The sequence below is a fragment of the Rhodococcus sp. NJ-530 genome, assembly GCF_003860625.1.
Lineage (GTDB): Bacteria > Actinomycetota > Actinomycetes > Mycobacteriales > Mycobacteriaceae > Rhodococcus_F > Rhodococcus_F qingshengii.
Map to the genome: position 1 here is coordinate 673,154 of NZ_CP034152.1, position 17,078 is coordinate 690,231.

Annotated in this window: 16 protein-coding genes and 3 pseudogenes; 9 read left to right on the plus strand and 10 right to left on the minus strand. The window is 61.6% G+C overall.

Annotated elements, in window-relative coordinates; all coding sequences use genetic code 11:
* Window positions 1–34 precede the first annotated feature (34 nt).
* Together EHW12_RS03095 and EHW12_RS03100 are read left to right on the plus strand one after the other, a co-directional pair.
* On the plus strand, window positions 35–1,591 hold the full coding sequence (locus EHW12_RS03095) for a TerD family protein (protein WP_007727036.1): 1,557 nt from the start codon (window positions 35–37) through the stop codon (window positions 1,589–1,591).
* Window positions 1,592–1,675: 84 nt separating this feature from the next.
* On the plus strand, window positions 1,676–2,131 hold the full coding sequence (locus tag EHW12_RS03100) for a TerB family tellurite resistance protein (RefSeq protein ID WP_003941110.1): 456 nt from the start codon (window positions 1,676–1,678) through the stop codon (window positions 2,129–2,131).
* Window positions 2,132–2,187: 56 nt separating this feature from the next.
* On the opposite strand, the gene EHW12_RS03105 is transcribed toward EHW12_RS03100, so the two are convergent.
* A complete protein-coding gene (locus EHW12_RS03105) occupies window positions 2,188–2,709 on the minus strand; it encodes a 2-oxo-4-hydroxy-4-carboxy-5-ureidoimidazoline decarboxylase (protein ID WP_054826198.1) in 522 nt (173 codons plus the stop codon).
* 558 nt (window positions 2,710–3,267) lie between these two features.
* On the opposite strand from EHW12_RS03105, the gene EHW12_RS03110 reads away from it, so the two are divergent.
* Window positions 3,268–3,717 carry a hypothetical protein gene (locus EHW12_RS03110; RefSeq protein WP_003941092.1) on the plus strand — a complete coding sequence of 150 codons (450 nt, stop codon included), beginning with the start codon at window positions 3,268–3,270 and terminating at the stop codon, window positions 3,715–3,717.
* 298 nt (window positions 3,718–4,015) lie between these two features.
* On the opposite strand, the gene EHW12_RS03120 is transcribed toward EHW12_RS03110, so the two are convergent.
* A complete protein-coding gene (locus tag EHW12_RS03120; RefSeq protein WP_125050272.1) occupies window positions 4,016–4,492 on the minus strand; it encodes a DUF5956 family protein in 477 nt (158 codons plus the stop codon).
* A gap of 138 nt (window positions 4,493–4,630) precedes the next feature.
* Between EHW12_RS03120 and EHW12_RS03125 the strand changes: the two genes are divergently transcribed.
* Entirely contained in the window at window positions 4,631–5,041 is a 411-nt protein-coding gene (locus EHW12_RS03125) for a hypothetical protein (RefSeq protein ID WP_125050273.1), read from the plus strand.
* Window positions 5,042–5,394: 353 nt separating this feature from the next.
* The gene (locus tag EHW12_RS03130) at window positions 5,395–6,525 is read left to right on the plus strand and encodes a lipase family protein (protein WP_125050274.1); all 1,131 of its coding nucleotides are present in this window, start codon (window positions 5,395–5,397) and stop codon (window positions 6,523–6,525) included.
* A gap of 554 nt (window positions 6,526–7,079) precedes the next feature.
* Here the strand turns inward: EHW12_RS03130 and EHW12_RS03135 are convergent.
* Window positions 7,080–7,565, minus strand: coding sequence for a DUF6301 family protein (locus tag EHW12_RS03135; protein WP_125050275.1), 486 nt, complete (start codon window positions 7,563–7,565; stop codon window positions 7,080–7,082).
* A 118-nt stretch (window positions 7,566–7,683) separates the two neighbouring features.
* The gene (locus EHW12_RS03140) at window positions 7,684–8,910 is read right to left on the minus strand and encodes an MFS transporter (RefSeq protein WP_125050276.1); all 1,227 of its coding nucleotides are present in this window, start codon (window positions 8,908–8,910) and stop codon (window positions 7,684–7,686) included.
* Window positions 8,911–9,217: 307 nt separating this feature from the next.
* On the opposite strand from EHW12_RS03140, the pseudogene EHW12_RS35060 reads away from it, so the two are divergent.
* A pseudogene (locus tag EHW12_RS35060) lies at window positions 9,218–9,424 on the plus strand (lipid-transfer protein); the annotation flags it as partial.
* Here the strand turns inward: EHW12_RS35060 and EHW12_RS03150 are convergent.
* The gene (locus EHW12_RS03150; RefSeq protein WP_125050277.1) at window positions 9,424–10,245 is read right to left on the minus strand and encodes an HAD-IIB family hydrolase; all 822 of its coding nucleotides are present in this window, start codon (window positions 10,243–10,245) and stop codon (window positions 9,424–9,426) included. The pseudogene EHW12_RS35060 and the gene EHW12_RS03150 overlap by 1 nt on opposite strands.
* Before the next feature lie 80 nt (window positions 10,246–10,325).
* Between EHW12_RS03150 and EHW12_RS35775 the strand changes: the two genes are divergently transcribed.
* A complete protein-coding gene (locus tag EHW12_RS35775) occupies window positions 10,326–10,448 on the plus strand; it encodes a hypothetical protein (RefSeq protein WP_265154581.1) in 123 nt (40 codons plus the stop codon).
* Window positions 10,449–10,776: 328 nt separating this feature from the next.
* Here EHW12_RS35775 and EHW12_RS35065 read toward each other — a convergent pair whose 3' ends face one another.
* The 3 genes and pseudogenes from EHW12_RS35065 to EHW12_RS03165 form a co-directional block, all read right to left on the minus strand.
* The gene (locus tag EHW12_RS35065; RefSeq protein ID WP_241199086.1) at window positions 10,777–11,316 is read right to left on the minus strand and encodes a diiron oxygenase; all 540 of its coding nucleotides are present in this window, start codon (window positions 11,314–11,316) and stop codon (window positions 10,777–10,779) included.
* Window positions 11,317–11,336: 20 nt separating this feature from the next.
* Window positions 11,337–11,810, minus strand: a pseudogene (locus EHW12_RS35780) (diiron oxygenase); the annotation flags it as partial.
* An 804-nt stretch (window positions 11,811–12,614) separates the two neighbouring features.
* A complete protein-coding gene (locus EHW12_RS03165) occupies window positions 12,615–12,857 on the minus strand; it encodes a hypothetical protein (protein WP_042451999.1) in 243 nt (80 codons plus the stop codon).
* A 664-nt stretch (window positions 12,858–13,521) separates the two neighbouring features.
* Between EHW12_RS03165 and EHW12_RS35070 the strand changes: the two genes are divergently transcribed.
* Window positions 13,522–13,872, plus strand: coding sequence for a hypothetical protein (locus tag EHW12_RS35070; protein WP_125050278.1), 351 nt, complete (start codon window positions 13,522–13,524; stop codon window positions 13,870–13,872).
* Window positions 13,873–14,522: 650 nt separating this feature from the next.
* Here EHW12_RS35070 and EHW12_RS35075 read toward each other — a convergent pair.
* Window positions 14,523–14,979: pseudogene (locus tag EHW12_RS35075) on the minus strand (transposase); the annotation flags it as partial.
* A 96-nt stretch (window positions 14,980–15,075) separates the two neighbouring features.
* Window positions 15,076–15,669 (minus strand): TetR/AcrR family transcriptional regulator, encoded by a 594-nt coding sequence (locus EHW12_RS03180; protein WP_021333814.1) that lies wholly within the window; start codon window positions 15,667–15,669, stop codon window positions 15,076–15,078.
* Between the two features lie 155 nt (window positions 15,670–15,824).
* On the opposite strand from EHW12_RS03180, the gene EHW12_RS03185 reads away from it, so the two are divergent.
* Window positions 15,825–16,706 carry an NAD(P)H-binding protein gene (locus EHW12_RS03185; RefSeq protein ID WP_164490547.1) on the plus strand — a complete coding sequence of 294 codons (882 nt, stop codon included), beginning with the start codon at window positions 15,825–15,827 and terminating at the stop codon, window positions 16,704–16,706.
* Window positions 16,707–17,078 lie beyond the last annotated feature (372 nt).

Genomic DNA, 17,078 nt, shown 5'->3' on the forward strand with positions numbered 1-17,078 from the left:
GAGCCCGGTCATGGCATAGTTCGCTGCTGTGGGTATGACTTTTGTTCCCGGACAGAACGCGCCGCTGCAGGCGCCCGTGGTGACGTTTCGAGCCGAGAGCCAGACGCCGTTCGACGTGTCGGCGCTGGTAGCGGACGCGAACCTGCGGGCATTGACGTCCGCGGACTTCGTTTTCTACAACCAACCGTCCACCGCTGGAGTGCAACTCGACGAGAGTGGCATTCGGGTGGAACTCGATCGACTTCACCCCGATGCGGCGGCCGTGTTGTGCATCGTGAGCGTGGATCCGGCAGCGACGGCCGCGGGAGCCTTTCGCACGGCCGGGCTCTCCGCCACCCTGAGCGATCAATCCGGTTCGGTCCTGGCCGAATTCGCGATCCCCACCGCAGGTACCGAGACAGCGGTCATCTGCTGGGAGCTGTACCGAAAGTCCGGTGCCTGGAAGATCCGGGCCGTCGGGCAGGGCTATGCGGGTGGTCTGGCGGAACTGATCTCGGTGCACGGCGTCGAGGTGGACGACGAGCCGGCACAACCAGCCCCGACAGCCGCGCCCGCGTGGGACTCCGCGGTGGAGCCGTTGGAGGTGGGCCGCGGCCTCGAGCGCGCGTGGATGATCTTCGAGGATGCCTCACGATCTGCCGCTTCCTTCGTCTCCAGCAGCGAGTACGCGCTTGCCCGTTTGGACGAAGATCTGACCGCTGCCGTCGCAGATCCGTCGTTGCGGAACTCGGCAGCGGGAGTGGCGGCGCGCGATGCCGCACAGAAGCGTCACGACGACCTCGTCTCACTCGCGCGGGACAATCACGCCCGCGACAGCGCTCAGCTTGCGCACGAACTCGGCGTGATCGACGGCGTGCTCCCACGGTCGATGGCGTCGTGGAAGTCGGTATCCTGGGCGGGTACAACCGATCCGGCCCAGATCACAGCCGTCAGCGACGGAATGCGTCTGGGTGAGCTGTCGGCTCCGGACCGCGGCACGCTCACCGTTCCCTACTGCGTCCCGCTCCCACTGCGTCGGCCCATCTGGGTGGACAGTACGTCGAGCAAAGCAGCGCTCGGTCTGATCAGTGCCGTCACCGTGCGCGTCATGGCAGCAGGCCCGATGCCGCTACTCGACGTCGTCGACCTGACCGGCTCGCTCACGCCACTGACCGACCGACTGGCACCGATGCTCGCGGGGCCGGTCATCACCACTCACACCGAGATCTCAGCGCGTCTGCGGGCACTCGCCGAAGCCGTCGACATGGGCGAACTCGCGCGAATGAGTGGCGTCGCAGATGGCCCGAGTTCCCTACGACTGTTGATCCTCAGCGATTTCCCGCACGGATATTCCGCCGAAGACGCACAGACCATCATGTTCCTCGCCGAACGCGGACCGGGAATCGGTTTGTCGATACTGATTGTCGGAGAGGACGAGTCGAACTTCGCGGAAGAATCCGTCGCCGCGCTGTCCGAGGGGTGCCAACATCTTTCGGCAGCAGGGCAGACGGAGGTTCACGATCCGTGGACCCGCACGCAATGGCACTTCACCCCGGACGTGCTCGACCCGATCTCCGAGTCGCGAATTCTGGCAGTGTTCGACCGCACCTAGCGGCCGATGGCGGATTGCCGAGCACACAGGCAGAGTGGTGGTACGACCACGCGCGGTGTGTGGCGGCAATACTCGAGGAGACTCATGGCATTCTGGGATCAGTTGAAGGCTAAGGCTCAGGAGATGAACGGCCAGCTCAAGACAAAGACCAGCCAGTTCCAGAACAAGGAATTCAAGAACGCGAGCATGGCAATGTGCGCGTTGATCGCCGCCGCAGACGGTTCGATCGATCCGTCGGAGCGTCAGAAGACCGCCGCGCTGATCATGAGCAACGAGTCGCTCGCGGTCTTCCCGCCGGACGAGCTTCGTGAGCAGTTCGACTGGTACTGCAGCAAGCTGTCCTCGGACTACGAGTTCGGCAAGGTCGAGGCAACCGCGACCATCGCCAAGCTCAAGTCGAAGCAGGATCAGGCCCGCGCGGTCATCCAGATCGGCATCATCATCGGCGGCGCGGACGGCAACTTCGACGAGCACGAGCGCGGCGTCGTACGCGACATGTGTTTTGCCGTCGGAATCTCTCCGGCAGAATTCGATCTCTGATCGATTCAGGGTATGAAAGCGGGTGCGGCGCGAAAGCGCTGCACCCGCTTTTCTTTTCAGTACTCGGGATAACCGTCCTCGGGCCCGAGCATGCGCTCGATCCTCGTCCGCGTGATCTTGGCGAGCTCGTCGACGCAGACCTTGCGCTCGACGGACCGTTCGTTGGACATGCGCTGGCCGATGTTCTCGAGCAGGTCGTCGGCGTCATGGCCGTGCGAACACCACAGATACCGGAAGCCGAAGTTTCGCTCGTACTCCTCGCCGGCGCGATAGATGGTAGCCATGACGGCGTCGTCCGGAACCCAGATCGAGCATTGCTCGAGGTGGGACGGCACGCTGTTCTTGCGCACGCCGATCGGTGGATGGCATTGCAGGGCGCGTTCGACGTCGACGTCCGAGAGGTTGAGAATCGCGTCCTCGGCTCGCGAGAGGATCTCCGCGTGATCGGCGAACGGGCGTCCGTCGCTGACCCACCCGGCCCACGTCAGCGAGCAGCAGCACTCGAACAGTGCGTGAACCGCCTTCTGTCGCGGTAGTTCGTTGAAGCGCTCCAACCCGATCGATTGATGTAGCAGCATGTGACCTCCCGGCCCGTTGTGCCTTCAGGCGCGCTCGCCATGCCGCGCGGTAACCAGATGCGCGGCCACTTCGATAATTCACTGCTTCACCTGGGAAAGGAAGGTTTGCTCACCGAGTTTTCAGGTTCTTAACGCGGCGTAACGAGCTGACCCACACAACGCAGAAGCCCCACCGGCGACAACCGGCGAGGCTCCAGACCGGGAATCTCTAGAAGGAAAAACCCGATCATGACTGACGCTATTCGCCGGCGGGCCTATATCCAGCCAAGGCGCTCGCGATCGCCATTGCCCTCGGCATCACCGCCTGGCGCATTCGTACATTGCTTCGGCCATCACCGGGACCGGTTCTACGAGCCGCACTCGAGGATGCGTGGAAGACGAGATTGCGGCCACCCACTGCTCCAGGAAACAAACGACGATCATCCACATTTCGCCACCATCGCTGCGGACGAGCGGCATCGCGCAGATTGTTGCCGACTGCCGCATAGACGCCGTGCTCGACGACCCACGATTCGAGCAGCCCCTACTAGGCGTAGTGGTGCCTGTAGCGTCCATGCCATGGGCTCCCGAAATTCCCGGCGATGGGGATATGCGCTGACGGCATTGGCGGTCATCGCGGCCGGTATCTCGGTCTTCGGCCCACAGAGCTTTCCGGGGCGAGAGCCGACATTCACCGGGGCCACAGCCTGGAACATCGATCCCGACGGTACCATCACTGAGATTACGGATTCGGACCTCGTTGCCGAAACCACGTTCGAGGACCCGCCGCCGCTCCGGGCAAGCGCAGTCGTCCGTGAGTTCCACGCCGAGGAAGGCTGGGGTGTACTCGACGCAGCCGAAATTCCCGGCGGTTGTTGGGTGTTCTACTCCGAGATTGTGGCGACTGGGTACCGCGTCCTGACTCCAGGCCAGCTAGTGGACCTTGAATATGAGGACCTTGTTGCGCAGTACGGTTCCGACGCGCACCAGGATGGCTACCGTTATCGTGCTACGTCCGTCCATCCGTGAGCCGCGCTGGTCTGGTAACGCGGATTTGGACCGCTTTAGGTGTGCGAAGTGGAATACCGGGAGTGCACCGACGGCGGACTCAGACATCCAGCATTCAAAGGTTTGCGCTCGACAAGTCCGCTGACGAAGTCAACCCGCCGGGTCGTCACTGATTCAGTGCAACAGCACAATTGAGGAAGGTTCGTTGTGGACAATTGGTGGTTGTACTGGAGCCCGTTTCCTCAGCCTGTCCGTGAGTGGCTGTGGATGATCGTGCAACAGATTTGGTCTGGCTGAGACCGTAGACCGGCGAGACTGGTCAGGAAGTCGGCGGTATCTGGCTGACCAGTGATTCGTACGATCGCTCTATTGCTCTTAGGACTTCGGCCGGTTCGATGTATTGGTTCTTCTCACGCAGCGCGTATTCCAGTTCTTCGCCATCGCGAACGCTTTCAGGCACCAGCACGTGCCATTTGTACCCCCGGGGTTGCAACCGGACTCCGGCCTCCGCGAGGTAGGAGTTGACGTCGTCGTTGACCATCCGCAGGTCTTCTTCGGTGTATGGCTCGAACCAGACTTCCTCGGGTTCCCTGCTCGGGTCACCGCGAGTAACCCGTACGGGCGGGTGCGCGGATGCCGGATGCGGTGTCCTGTAGCACCTGCTTGGCCCCGCAACCCACGCGGTCAGCGCTCCGTGTCCATTCGAAATGACGCTGACGTAGCGACCCACAGGCAGGGCACTGGGCACCTGACCGTCGACCTCGGACAATGGATACTCGCTCCAGTACTGCGCCATGTCGTCCATTATCGTGCGCGAGCTGTGATTTCGGCATTAAGGGAGCAGACGCAGCAAGGTGCAACGGATGCAATTGTTCTCTGCCGGAGTTGAATTCCCTAAGGAAATGCCGTTCACGTTGCATGGTAGTTTTCGTCGATGGATTCCGTCTCCTTGGTCCGCGTGACCGAAGCACTGAACGCTGCATGGGGACCCGATACGTGCGCTCCAGAAGACATCGGGGATTGGTCGGAGGAGAATCCCGCGCGCGGGCAATGTGCGACTACTGCGGTGGTGGTGCACGACTATTTCGGTGGTGACCTGGTTCGCGGCGAGGTGCACGTTCGAGGTGAACGAGTGGACTTTCACTGGTGGAACCGGTTACCGGACGGGTCGGCGATTGATCTCACGCGTGAACAATTTTCGGTGCAGGAGAGCGTGATCGGTGGTGTCTATGTTCCGCGTCCGACGGGTTGGACGCGGCTCGATTATGAATACTCACTCCTCTCAGGCCGAGTCGCCGAACACTTGAAGCGCTCACCCACAACATTTTTGGCGTCACAGGGTTGAACCTCACTGCACCAGATCGTCCGCGCGATGTCCTTGTGGATCGGCGATGGCGGTGCGCTTGGTTGGTCATGCCTCTTCGTGCGCATTCGAGCCCGAAGACACCCATCAATCGTGCACCGTGCCGCATCAATGCCCTCACTACGCATTTCCAGCCACACCTTGTGCGCGCCGTAGACCGAATAGTTCTCGGTATGCACGGCTGACCTCGGCTGTAAGTTCTTCGTCGTGCACGGTCCGCTGGCCCCTCGACTGCAGGAGCGGCACCCGAAGATGGTCGAACCGGTGTACCGGCACCCCCGGTTCGCGCAGAATGGTAGTCGGCGTACACGCGGATGAATCCGGGGAGCGGTGCAATGATCCGACGACGGCTCGGCCAAGTATTGATGGTGATCGCGCTCGCCTCCGCGGCCGTTTCGACCGCGCCCGTCCACGCGCAGGAACCGTCGTCAATCACGACGCCGGGGACAGTGACCGCGGCAACTTCCCTGCCGCACTCCTTCTGGATTCCCGGCGCTGCCAACGCATCAAAGCTCACGTACTGGTCCACGGGACCGCTGAACCAGCCCGCGTTGAGTACGGGCGCGCTCTTCCTGCCCCCCGGCGATCCACCCGACGGCGGCTGGCCGGTCATCTCGTGGGCTCACGGCACTGTAGGTATTTCCGACCAGTGCGCTCCCACCGTGACCGGGACCGTCGGCAGTCCATACCTCACGAACTGGCTCTCGCAGGGCTACGCGATCGTTGCCACCGACTACGTGGGGCTCGGCACGCCGGGAATCCACGCGTACCTGGACGGACCGTCGGCGGCGCACAGCGTGATCGACATGGTGCGTGCCGCGCGTGCGGTCGAACCGTCGCTCTCACCGCGGTGGTCGGCACTCGGACAGTCTCAGGGCGGGCAGGCCGCTATGGTCACGGCAGCGATCGCCACACGGTACGCACCCGAATTGGACTATCGGGGCGCGGTCGCGACCGGGGCGCCGTCCAATCTGGAGAACCTTGCACCACTCGTGGGGCCGGACTTTCCCCGCTTGCCACTGACCGGCAGCACCGTGTTCGTCTCGTACCTCTTGGCCGGACTCCGGGCGGCGCGACCCGATCTCGACATCGATCGCTACCTGACACCACGCGGCACGGATGCCCTGGCCCGAGCCGAAACCGACTGCTACCAGGACATGGCATCGGGCCTCGGCGACGTCACGATCGGCGATCTGGTGAACCGGCCCCTCGACGATCCCGCGGTGCTGGCTGCTGCTCGCGCCATGCTGGAGATCCCGACGACCGGGTACGACCGGCCAGTGTTCCTCGGACAGGGGCTGACGGACGAGATGGTGCCGGCACCGCTGGCTTTGAAACTCGCGGCCGAACTCGCCGCCAACCGCCAGCCAGTTACATTCCGCACATATCCGACCGGTCATATCGAGACGATGCGGGCAGCGCTCCCCGAAAGCCTCTCCTTCGTCCGGAATCTCTTCCAGCCGTAGGTGAATCATGCGTTTCGTGAGAGCCCGTCCGACCCACTTTTCATCTTCTCAGCACCGTCAGGAGTGCGCGGCTGACCGAGGATCTGCCGAAGCCGAGCGTTGCAGCTATGGCGTCGAGGCTCTTGCCCCCGCCGCAGGTTGGACCGCCACCGAACATCGGGAGCGAGGCGCGTCAATAACCATAGACCTCAACATCGCATGTCCTGGGGGGCCGCGGATCTAGACACGTACAGCGTCCAGGCGATCGACTTCGACGTTACGGATCGCTTGGGTACACAGGAAGCTGAATCCAGCGGGCTGCCAGGGGTGTGGTTCAGCGGACTGGAGGTACAGCACGGAAATATCGCTACAGCCACCCTATCCGCGCATACTTGTGCACCGCCCCACCTCGCCGGTCTTCAGGAAGAATTCGACTGTTCGGAGGCCGTCGACGGCATCGATCCATTCCAGCCGCAGTGCGATGCGACCAGGCGAACCGACTTTGACCGTTCTGCTGAAATATTCTTCCTGGCAACAAAATTCGACTGAACCTGGTCAGGAGATGACCTCGATCGCTAGTCCTCGTCCTCGTACTCCGGTTCGGGCTCATCCGCCCATGCCTGATATCCCGGACTCTTCAGATGCAGGTGGATCGCACTGACACCCCGGTTCAGTGTGATGACCGCGTTCGGCAGATCCCACCGGATAGTTGCCTCAGGTTCGGCGCTCGTGGCTGTCCCCAGGAGTGCAGTTAGTGCCACATCGAGGTTCGTGAATCCTTCGACCAGCAACGGACGCACCACGGTCATGGGCGTAGCATCATCTGCCACGTCCGTGACTAAGATCGAGATCGAATCCATTCTGTGTTGCCGCCCGAACATGTTCGCCGTCGGCCGGCTGACATGAAAGTTCGTCCGAATCGAGCCGCCAGCATGCCTGAGTTCGACGAGGTCCCATCCAGCCTGTGCGCAGAATGGTTCCAGGTCATCGACGGCCCAGGTCGAGTCGAATTCTGCGGCGAGGCGGACGATCCGGGTGGCGCCCTCGATGTCGACGTGCATGCGTGGATGCTATCTGCGAGTGTCAATATGACCTGTACCTGGAACGGACGCTCCTAGGAATTACACGCTGTCAGAGAACTCGGCCGCCGCGGAGGTAAACCTGCGCTGAACGCCGAGGTCAGAGATCCCGCGCCGAGTGTCGCAGCGGCGAGAACGCCAGTGTGCCTGCTGCGATGGCGAACACGATGGTGACGCCGATCAGGGTGGGGCGTTCGCCGATCGCACCGACCAACAGGCCTGCTGTCACGGCACCGAGGGCGGCCATGGTGCGGTTGACGGAACGCCGGGCGGCATTCACGCGCCCGAGAAGCTCATCCGGAGTGAGCGCTTGCCAATAGCCCATCTCGTTCGCGTTCTCCGCGCCTGCTGCCAAGCCCTGCAGGCCAAGAGCTGCGAAGAGAAGGAGATGGCCAACAAGTGTGTCGGTCGCGAAGGTAACGAGAAGCCAGGTGAGGGGATACAGCGAGCGGGCGAGGATGACCGTTCGTCCTGGTCCGATTCGCGTGCCGATCGCATGTGCACTGGACGCTCCGAGGAGGCTTGCGACACCGAACGTCGTCAGAAGCAGGCCGTATGTGTAGGCGCTGAACCCGAGTGAGCGGAGGGCGAAGAGAGACAGCACAGTCAACGCGGCTCCGTTGGCGAGGAACCACACGTGTGTCGATATTGCGAGCGGGTTGAGAGTGCGGTGGCGGTAGGTGAATCTCAGACCCTCACGCACTTCGTTCATCAGGTTGCGGGAGCGAGAAGCGGGTCGCGGCTCGTCTACGTCGAGACCGTAATTGAGTGCGGCATCAGCGAGATAGCTGATTGCGTCGACGGCAATCACTACGGGAGCGCCGAGCAGGCCTACGAGTGCGCCCCCGACCGTTGGCCCCAATGTCGTTGCTGCTGCGTCGGCTTGGTCGAGTCGAGCGTTTGCTTTCACCAGTTGGCTGCGTGGAACCAGCCGGGGTAACAAGGACTGCATCGCAGCGAAGCCGAACACCGAGAAGGAGCCGAACAACAGCAACGCGATGACCAGGACCCAGATGTGCAGAAGGCCGGCGAGCCACAGAAGCGGAACAGTGCCGAGTGCTACCGCTCGACCGACGCTGGCCCACACTAGGATTGGCTTGCGCCGCCACCGATCGACGTAAACCCCCGCGAACAACCCGAGCACCGCATAAGGAATCAACTGAGCCGCGTTCACCACACCGACTTCGAAGGGCGTCGCGTCTAGAAGCTGCACTACCAAAATGGGCATCGCCACCGCTGTCACCGACGAGCCGGCCGAACTGATCACCGCGGCCGTGAGGAAGCGGCGAAATGATGAACGATTGACGGCCGGAGAAACCTCACTCATCGCTTCTACTCACGATGCCGCCACATGTCCGACTCCGCAGGTCCGTCCCATGAAGGGGACTGTAGTCGAGCACGCCCGATATGGTGCTGAGCCCGGGACGGTTGTTTGGCATTGCGAAGTTGACAGAAGTACTCGACATGGCGACAGGGGAGCGACTCTGCCGATTCGAGGGAAGGCATCACCATGATCGAAACATGCTCTCCCACAAGCATTTTCGTGATATACCGCACTGAAGAACGCAACGGGTACGAGAATGAGTGCTTCACCCATTACGTCCAAGGCATGTTCCACCGCTGGATGTCAGGGCGCCACAGGATCTTCGGCCCTTTTCCTCGCACGCCAAGCCGTCGCCAGCGGCACCGTCGAATGCGCATTGGCTGTCGGCTTCGAGCAGATGAAACCCGGCGCACTCAAGCGGGTCTGGGACGACCGCCCAGCGCCGATGTTCCGTTTCGACGATCTGATGACCGAGATCCAAGGCGTCCACGACGCGCCGCGCACAGCCCAGATGTTCTATCGGAACCATGTCGACAATGCGGTGGCAAGACCGTCCTCGGTGCCTGGTGGGCAGATCTGGTCGGCTGCGGCAAGCACAGAAGCAGGTGCGTGACCCATGGCCACGCCGTGAGCGGCCCAGTCCAGCATTTCCAGGTCGTTGATGCCGTCACCGACGGCTAGGGTCCGTGTTGCGGCGACGCCCAGGTCGATGCGCAGCCTTTCCAGCATCGCAGCCTTGCTTACGCCGGCTGCGGTCAAGTCGGCCAGTGGTTCGTTTTCGTAGCACAGGCTTCGAATGCCGGGGAGATCGAGAGCAGACAAGACTTCGGTCAGCTCCTGCCCACTGCGTCCAGGCCAGTGGATCGCCAGTCGGGTGGTCGGCGTGGTCGCAAGTTCGTCGATATCGACCAGCTCGACCTCGCCATGGTGCATATCCGCGTCGTCGACACGGCCGGTTGCTCTGACCCCGATGCCCGGGTTCTCGGCTACGAAGATCGCGCCGGGTAGTTGTTCGCGTAGTGCCGCGATGGGAGTGCGTAAATCGAAGACCACTTGCTCCGCGATTTTCCCGGTTGCGGCATCGATCAGCACGGCCCCGTTGGAACAGATCGCGAACCCCGTCATGATGTCGAGCTCGAGTAGGAACGGTCGTGTGGCGGGGGCGAGTCTGCCGGTGCACAGCACGACGTGGGCTCCGGATCGAACAGCTGCCCGCACAGCCGATCTCACTGCGATGCTGATCGTTTCGTGCGCGAGCGGATTCGTGTCCTCCGCGACGTGCAGGGTGCCGTCAATGTCGAGGGCAATCATCATCGGGTGGCCGGATTCGAAAACCAAGGGTCATCCTTCGATAGTGTCAACTCGACAAAATTCATCGCTACAGGTCGTCGGACACGATCAACGGTGCCCACTGTCGGATGTTCGTCGCCCTCGGATCGCTCGGTGCTGTGATGACCATTGCGATGGCGCTGCTGTTCGTTGCGGCCGTTGTTGCCGTCGTCGATCCAGGAGAAGCTCTGCTCGGCGTGGTCGGGCTGTGACTCTATTGCCGGACCAAGATGAAGGGCGACGGCGTATCCATGACCGAATCGCGGAAGTGCTGAACGTCGCTCGCAGTACGTTGTGCCGAAACCTGTAGTAGCAAAAGTGAATTCGCTATGTCATTGGAAATGTTGCGTCTTCGCCGGCACTGATGTCGCCGGTTCGGCCTCGATGGATGTGCTTCCTACACTTCGATGGGGCGATTCGGGTGTGGGCCTGTGGTTGGCGCGCTGATTTCTGTGCGCCATTGCCTCGACCGCGGTGAGTGGGTAACGCAGCTGTCTGTCGAAGTGGGAGAGGGGCAGCTGCGTCGCGGGTTGCAGATCGTCAAGCCGCGGCCCTCGACGGCTCGTTGCGGTAACGCGACAGCCGGCCGTCGGTTCCGGTAAGCCGCCAGGACCAGAGGGTGAGCCGGGTGCGCATTCCGTTGGCGTCGGCGAGGCTCCGGACGTCTGCGCAGGACTCTGCAAGGAGTCGCCGGAAATCGGGGTTGCGCATCGAATAGGTCTCGCGCAGAACATTGCGGGGGATACCCAGCAACGTCGCGTCCTGCCGGCTCGGGACGACGATGGACCAAAACCCTATGCGCATGACTACAGGCGTGGTGAGGCCGAGTGCGAGGCGGTTGAATCGGCTCATGCGCGGAGCGTGATGGCGCAACCATGCATGGGCGAACCCGATGTGACGTGCTTCCTCGGCGAGATGGATCTGCATGATGCGGTCGGTGAGCGGGTGAATGCCACCGCCGCGCATGATGCTCTTCTGGATGTGGTCGATCGGCTCCTCTCCAGCGAGGATGATCTGAAAGAAGAAACTGGGCCACAGCGATCCCAGCGAACCGACCAGGGGAAGGCCTTGACAAGCCACGTTGGGGCACCGTGGACCTCCGGAGCCACCCGGTTGGTGAACTCCTGAAACATCTGGATGTGGTGTGTCTCTTCGGTGAGTTCGTGCATGAAGTAGCGGAATTCGGGGTTCTCGTTCGCCAGGCCCATCAAGAACTGGGTACCGCCGAGAAGGAGCAGTTGCTCGAACTGGGAGCCGGTCTTTGTTATAGATGCGAGCCGAATCCGGGCAACCCGCCGTTGTTCCTGGGGTGAGAGCGCGCGGTACCAGTCGGTGTGGGACAAGGGGTCGACCGCGGGGAGTGTCCATCTTGGGTCGTCCGCGGGGGCGGCGAACTCGGGCGAATTCCAGGCGATGTCTTTGAACGCCTCGAAGTGGAGCCCTGTCGAGGATGCCTCGGACAGTGTGCGCAGAGTGTCGTGGTAATCGCGATGTTCGTTGACGGTATTGCGCCCCGGAGTTAACCGGACAGATGGCGTGTTACGCCGCGTGCGACGAAGTGTTAGGAACTGCATTTCGGGCTCCTTTGTGGCATCTATCTCAGATGTGCCCACAGTAAACTAAGTGTGACTGCGCGTCCACAGTAACTGTATGAGTCTGCACGTCCACGGGTAAGTCCGGAAGGGCGAAAGGGGCACTCAATATCGCACCATGCACGCGGCTCTCGGCATTTGATGGTGGTGTGGGTCCTGCTGTCGAGACGACGGCGCTGGACGTGGTCGACGTTAGTCCGTTGTGTGCATCTGCCGACCTATACGGTGGGATAGGTGCAGGACGAGGTTCTCGCGATCTCGTCACGGTCGGTGTCCCGCTTGATCGGGTCGGAACTCACCTCGCCGAACTCGCGTCCCTGCACCGCGACGACATCCGAGGCGGCGCAGACAGCTGATCATGTGGATCGGCCCGCACGTCTTTCGTCATGCGACGGGGATCCGATGGCCCGTGGTTTGTTGCTCGGATGGCGATCGGTAACAGTGGAAATATCTCACCGGTAACTTTCAAGTTGTGTCAGTTCTCTTTCTTAAGTGACTGTGTAACAACTAGTTTCGATGGAAGTCGCTATCTGAATTGAAATTCTGGGCGGAAATGCACGACGACCAATGGCTCTGGCAGGGGTAACTGTGCGCGTCACCGATGGCGACGGAACCAACAGCGTCGAGATCGACATGCTCGTGACCGCCGACGCCATCACCGAAGTGCCGTCGGTTGGCTGAGACTTGTTCAGTGCCGAGCCCTGCAAGAGCGGAGTTTGCGTCGGGCGCTCCCGGTAGATCGGCGGTGGCCTTCTTGGTGTGATCGCGCTCTATACGGCACTGGCTTTAGTGGTGGGTGTTGCTGTCGCGGCGCGCCGTCCTGTGGGCGGAAGGAAGAATCTGGCCGACGTGTTCGGCGGGACCGAGCATGAAGCGGTCCAAGCCGGAACGCGTTGGGCTGTAGACGAGGTGGGCGCCCCAAGTGTGCATCGCCACCGCTGTCACCGACGAGCCGGCCGAACTGATCACCGCGGCCGTGAGGAAGCGGCGAAACGGTGAACGATTGACTGTCGGAGAAACCTCGCACATTGCTTCTGCTCACGATGCCGCCACAAATCCGACTCCACAGGACCGTCCTATGAAGGGGACTGTAGTCGAGCACTCTCGATATCGGTGCTGAGCCCGAGACGGTTGTTTGGCATTGCGAAGTTGATGGAAACACACGTCATGGTGGCAGGGGAGCGACTCTACCGACTCGCGGGAAGGCATCACCACGACCGAAACAGCTGCTCCCACACGCTGTGTCGTGATACCCCGCACCGGAGAACGCGGTGGTACGAGAACGAGGACTTCACCCACTACATCCAAGACAACGGCGGCCGCTGCTGCCTGCGAGAACCGATGGTCCAGCCGGACGCGGAATGGCTCGCGAACAACATGAACAGCGCCACGGAGTCCGAAACGCTGTTTGGCAGGTCAAGCGGACTGCGCGTGTTGCACCCACGCAGCGGCGTGCTCGCGGCCGGTGTTTAGCAGGTGCGCCGGGTGGTCCAGCTCTCCGGACGCGGCGCCGATCACGTGGGTGATCCGCGCTGAACCGCGCGGATCTTGCCATGTTCAGGCCGACACTGCCTGAATTAATGCGTTAGAACATGATTCGAGACGGTTTGCATCGGAACGGAATTCGGCTCACCTGCTCGGCAGTCAGTAAAGAAATCTCGACAGAGGTCAAGGCGCAGGCATACTAAGAGCCATGAGCTACAACCTGGCGTTCTGGGCGGGAGGCGATGATCTCGACCTCTCCCACGCCTACGCGCGGCTAAACGACGAGCAGCACGTGAGCGGCGTCGATGCTGTAGACCGCGATTGCATCTTGCAGGCATTTGTGGAGGATCTCCCAGGTTGGGCGTGGGACGGGCAGTTCTTGCGCCCGCCAGGGACTGCCGCGGAGGGCACCCCAATGTTCGATGTGTACATCGGTGAGCAATTGATCGAGTTCATTGGCTACGGATTCCAAAGCGAGCATGCGAATGCGGTCATCGACGCGATGCGCCCCCTCGGCTACCGACTCTTCGATCCACAGGTCGGTGAACGGTTCGCCTGAGCCGCCATCGCGGGCAGCGCGCCAGCCGATGGCTTCTTTGATCGGCAACCGTGCCACCCGATGGCTTCTTTGATCGGCAAGGTCGGGCACGTCTGAGTACTTCGAGTTTGCAATCCAAGTGCGAAAAATGATTGCCGATAACCAACATATGGTAAATGCCATGCACTGCAACGAATTACAATCCCACGCAGGTCCTGCCGAGCGATGTCGCGCTCTACCAGAGCGACAGTGGGAGGCCTCCGTCCTCGGGCGCCTGAATACGTTGATCGATGGTATCGGCGTCTTCGTTTCGAGCGATTGTGGTTCGAATGGCGGCGGCAATGGCGCGAGTGCGACCTGCAGGTCCGCGAACATCGCCAAGTGCCCCCAAAAATGGGGGCACGGCACGAAGATTCTGAGCGAGCGCACGGTGCATGGTGGTGGCGAAAACACCAGGTTCAGGCCGTCAGATAGCTGAATTACCTGCTTCAGACATGCGAAGGCGGGTGTGCTGTGGAGAGAATCCGCGAGGGTCTTACGGTCATGCGCGGTATCCGGTGGCCATGTCCAGCCGAGTTCATCGCGGGTAAACGCTCCGAAGCTTCGAAGAAAGCAAGGACATTCCGAGAAACCTCCTTGCTGGACGGAACGCTTCTGTCCGCAATCCCGAAAACTGTGTCTTTCGAGACCGTTGCCCCATAGACGTCCTGGAAGTGGTCGGACACTTCCCCGGTGGTTATTCCTTTTGCGGACAAGGACAATACGATCTCGTCGATATCGGCCAGGCGGCGTTGTCGCTTCTTGACGATCTGCGGGGCGAACGAGGAATCGATGTCCCGCGGGACACCGATCTCCGCCGATCTCCACCGGTACAGTCTCGGTGAAGACCGTTTTCGACCGGTACCGTTTCGAGAGTTTGCCGCTGCCCCGGTCGGCCGAGTCGTGCCTGTCGTAGCCGAGGTGCTCGGTCATCTCCGCATCCAAAGCGAGGACATTCTTGGCGAGTTGATTGAGCAGCCCGTTCGGGCCCATCAACTCCACGCCGTGCTCCTTGGCTTGTGCCAGAAGTTGCTCGGCCAGCTGTTTCTGATCCACCTCGGCCGCCATGGGATCCAGTGTTTCGGTCATGATCGATCCTTCTCGCCTAGCTCAGCTCGGCGTGTCGAACCAAGACCGAATCAACCGTTTATCTGATAGTTCCGATGACATATTCAGGAGCCATGATCACGCGACGAGCAAGCGTTCGAGTACGCGCAGTGCCGCGGACGTGGAGTCGGTGTTCGCGTTGTGGGCGAGCACCCATCGGTCGACTTCCGTGAGGACGGCGATCAGTAGGTGTAGTTGAAGCTCCAGGGGGGTGTCGAGGTCAATCTGGCCGAGGTCGCGGCCTCTTTCGAGTGCGTGTGTGAGCCAGGTCGTTATCGAGTGGCGAAGAGCGTCGAGCGTGGGTGAGGGCGGGACGTCGGCGGCGTGAAGCAGGCGTCCGACAATCTGGGTGCGTGGGTCCGAGGTGGCGGCGGTCTGGAGTTGATCACCGAGGTCACGTATCTGCGGCCAGAAGCTGTGCTGATCGAGTGAGTCGATGTTCGGTGGTATCACCGCTGCGCGCAGCGCGTCCATTCCGGCTTCCACGGCGCGCTCGAACAGTGTCGTTTTGTCCCCGAAGTAGTGGTAGAAGGAGCTCTTCGGGAATCGCGCCTCGGCCAGTATCGAGTTGAGCGAGGCCCGCTCGAAGCCGTGTGTTGCGAATGCGACGCCGGCGGCATCGAGTAGCGCGCGAGAGCGCACAGGGTCCAACGGTCGTGCGGGACGCGCCATCACGTTTCCTCCATCTCATTGTCGCCGGCTATCCGAGGTGGCCCGACGTTCCCATTGTCCAGGTGGGCCGACAGGAACTCCTTTGGCGTGTCGAAGTCATCGCATGGCAGTACTGTATTCTTGGACTAGGCAGTACATGAATGGAAGGGGTGCACGTGGAAGCGCAGACCGTACTAGTTGCCGGGGCGACGGGGTATATGGGTAGGTATCTGGTGCGTGAGCTCCATCAACGCGGCTATCGGGTGAGGGCGCTGGTGCGTTCACGCGATCGGGCAGAGGGCTCGGGGGCGTTCGGAGCTCCATCTCTAAGCGGCCTGGTAGACGAGTGGGTGATCGGAGACATCGGCGATCGCAGTACGATTCCAGGTCTGTGTCACGGTGTGCACCGGGTGGTTTCAGCGTTGGGTGTGACGAGGCAACACGCTGACCCCTGGGACATCGATTTTCGAGCAAACTTGCGTCTGCTGCAGTTGGCGGAGCAAGACTCGGTGTCGTCGTTTCTGTTTGTCAACGTCATGCATGTCCACGAGGGCACCTCGATGGTGATGCGGTCGAAGGCGGCGTTCGTGGAGGCGCTGCGGCGGAGCGAGGCGGCTTCGCAGATCGTCAATCCCTCGGGGTACTTCTCGGACGCTTCCGAGTTCCTCGACATGGCTCGTCGCGGCCTTGCGTTCGGCCTCGGTGCCGGAACTGCGCGACTGAACCCGATCCACGGCGCCGACCTCGCAGCCTTCTGTGTCGACCGACTCGGGGACGGGTCCGGTGAGTGGAATGTCGGTGGCCCGGACATCTACAGGTATCGCGACATCGTGGACTTGGCGTTCGCCGCGGTGGACAAGCGGCCCCGAATGGTCTCGGTCCCTGCCGGATTCGTCCGGCCTGTCATCTGGACCGCGGATCGCCTGGGGCCGCGCCCGTCGTCGCTGGCTCGATTCTTCATCGAAGGGCTCCAACGTGAGTCGGTGGGCGAGCGGACTGGCACTCACCGTCTCTCCGACTACTTCCGCGACCTCGTGTCAGCGGATCAGGAATCGTAATTGACCCTTTGCGCAGCGCATGACACTGCCAAGCCCTCACCCTGAGTAGTGCTGAGCCGTGCCTCGGGTGGTGAGGCGCTATCGCCTTCACACGATTAGAGCTGCGGAACAGGACATTTTCACGAAGAAACTTTCGCGGGGATAAACGAATCGATTCTGGTCGAACCCATGAGGGGAAACATGACTATCTTCTTCGACATCATGCTCGTACTCTGCGTCGTCTCCATAATAGTGTTTTCTGGATACGTTCTTTATCGCTTGGTGACAGACGAATCGAACCTGCGATAGCCAGTCGCTTCGACGTGTGGGTGCAGCGGGGGCCGATCGTCCTATAGATCCGCACCATCGCAATGGATTTCAGGGCGAGCCTCG

Coding starts and splice junctions, on each gene's coding strand:
- EHW12_RS03120 (WP_125050272.1), bottom strand. CDS start 4,492: ATGGCGCAGTACTGGAGCGAGTATCCATTGTCCGAGGTCGACGGTCAG.
- EHW12_RS03180 (WP_021333814.1), bottom strand. CDS start 15,669: ATGGCGCGTCCCGCACGACCGTTGGACCCTGTGCGCTCTCGCGCGCTA.
- EHW12_RS03110 (WP_003941092.1), top strand. CDS start 3,268: ATGGGCTCCCGAAATTCCCGGCGATGGGGATATGCGCTGACGGCATTG.
- EHW12_RS03140 (WP_125050276.1), bottom strand. CDS start 8,910: ATGAGTGAGGTTTCTCCGGCCGTCAATCGTTCATCATTTCGCCGCTTC.
- EHW12_RS03135 (WP_125050275.1), bottom strand. CDS start 7,565: ATGCACGTCGACATCGAGGGCGCCACCCGGATCGTCCGCCTCGCCGCA.
- EHW12_RS03105 (WP_054826198.1), bottom strand. CDS start 2,709: ATGCTGCTACATCAATCGATCGGGTTGGAGCGCTTCAACGAACTACCG.
- EHW12_RS03095 (WP_007727036.1), top strand. CDS start 35: ATGACTTTTGTTCCCGGACAGAACGCGCCGCTGCAGGCGCCCGTGGTG.
- EHW12_RS03165 (WP_042451999.1), bottom strand. CDS start 12,857: ATGTGCGAGGTTTCTCCGACAGTCAATCGTTCACCGTTTCGCCGCTTC.
- EHW12_RS35775 (WP_265154581.1), top strand. CDS start 10,326: ATGTTCGTCGCCCTCGGATCGCTCGGTGCTGTGATGACCATTGCGATG.
- EHW12_RS03130 (WP_125050274.1), top strand. CDS start 5,395: ATGATCCGACGACGGCTCGGCCAAGTATTGATGGTGATCGCGCTCGCC.
- EHW12_RS03125 (WP_125050273.1), top strand. CDS start 4,631: ATGGATTCCGTCTCCTTGGTCCGCGTGACCGAAGCACTGAACGCTGCA.
- EHW12_RS03100 (WP_003941110.1), top strand. CDS start 1,676: ATGGCATTCTGGGATCAGTTGAAGGCTAAGGCTCAGGAGATGAACGGC.
- EHW12_RS35070 (WP_125050278.1), top strand. CDS start 13,522: ATGAGCTACAACCTGGCGTTCTGGGCGGGAGGCGATGATCTCGACCTC.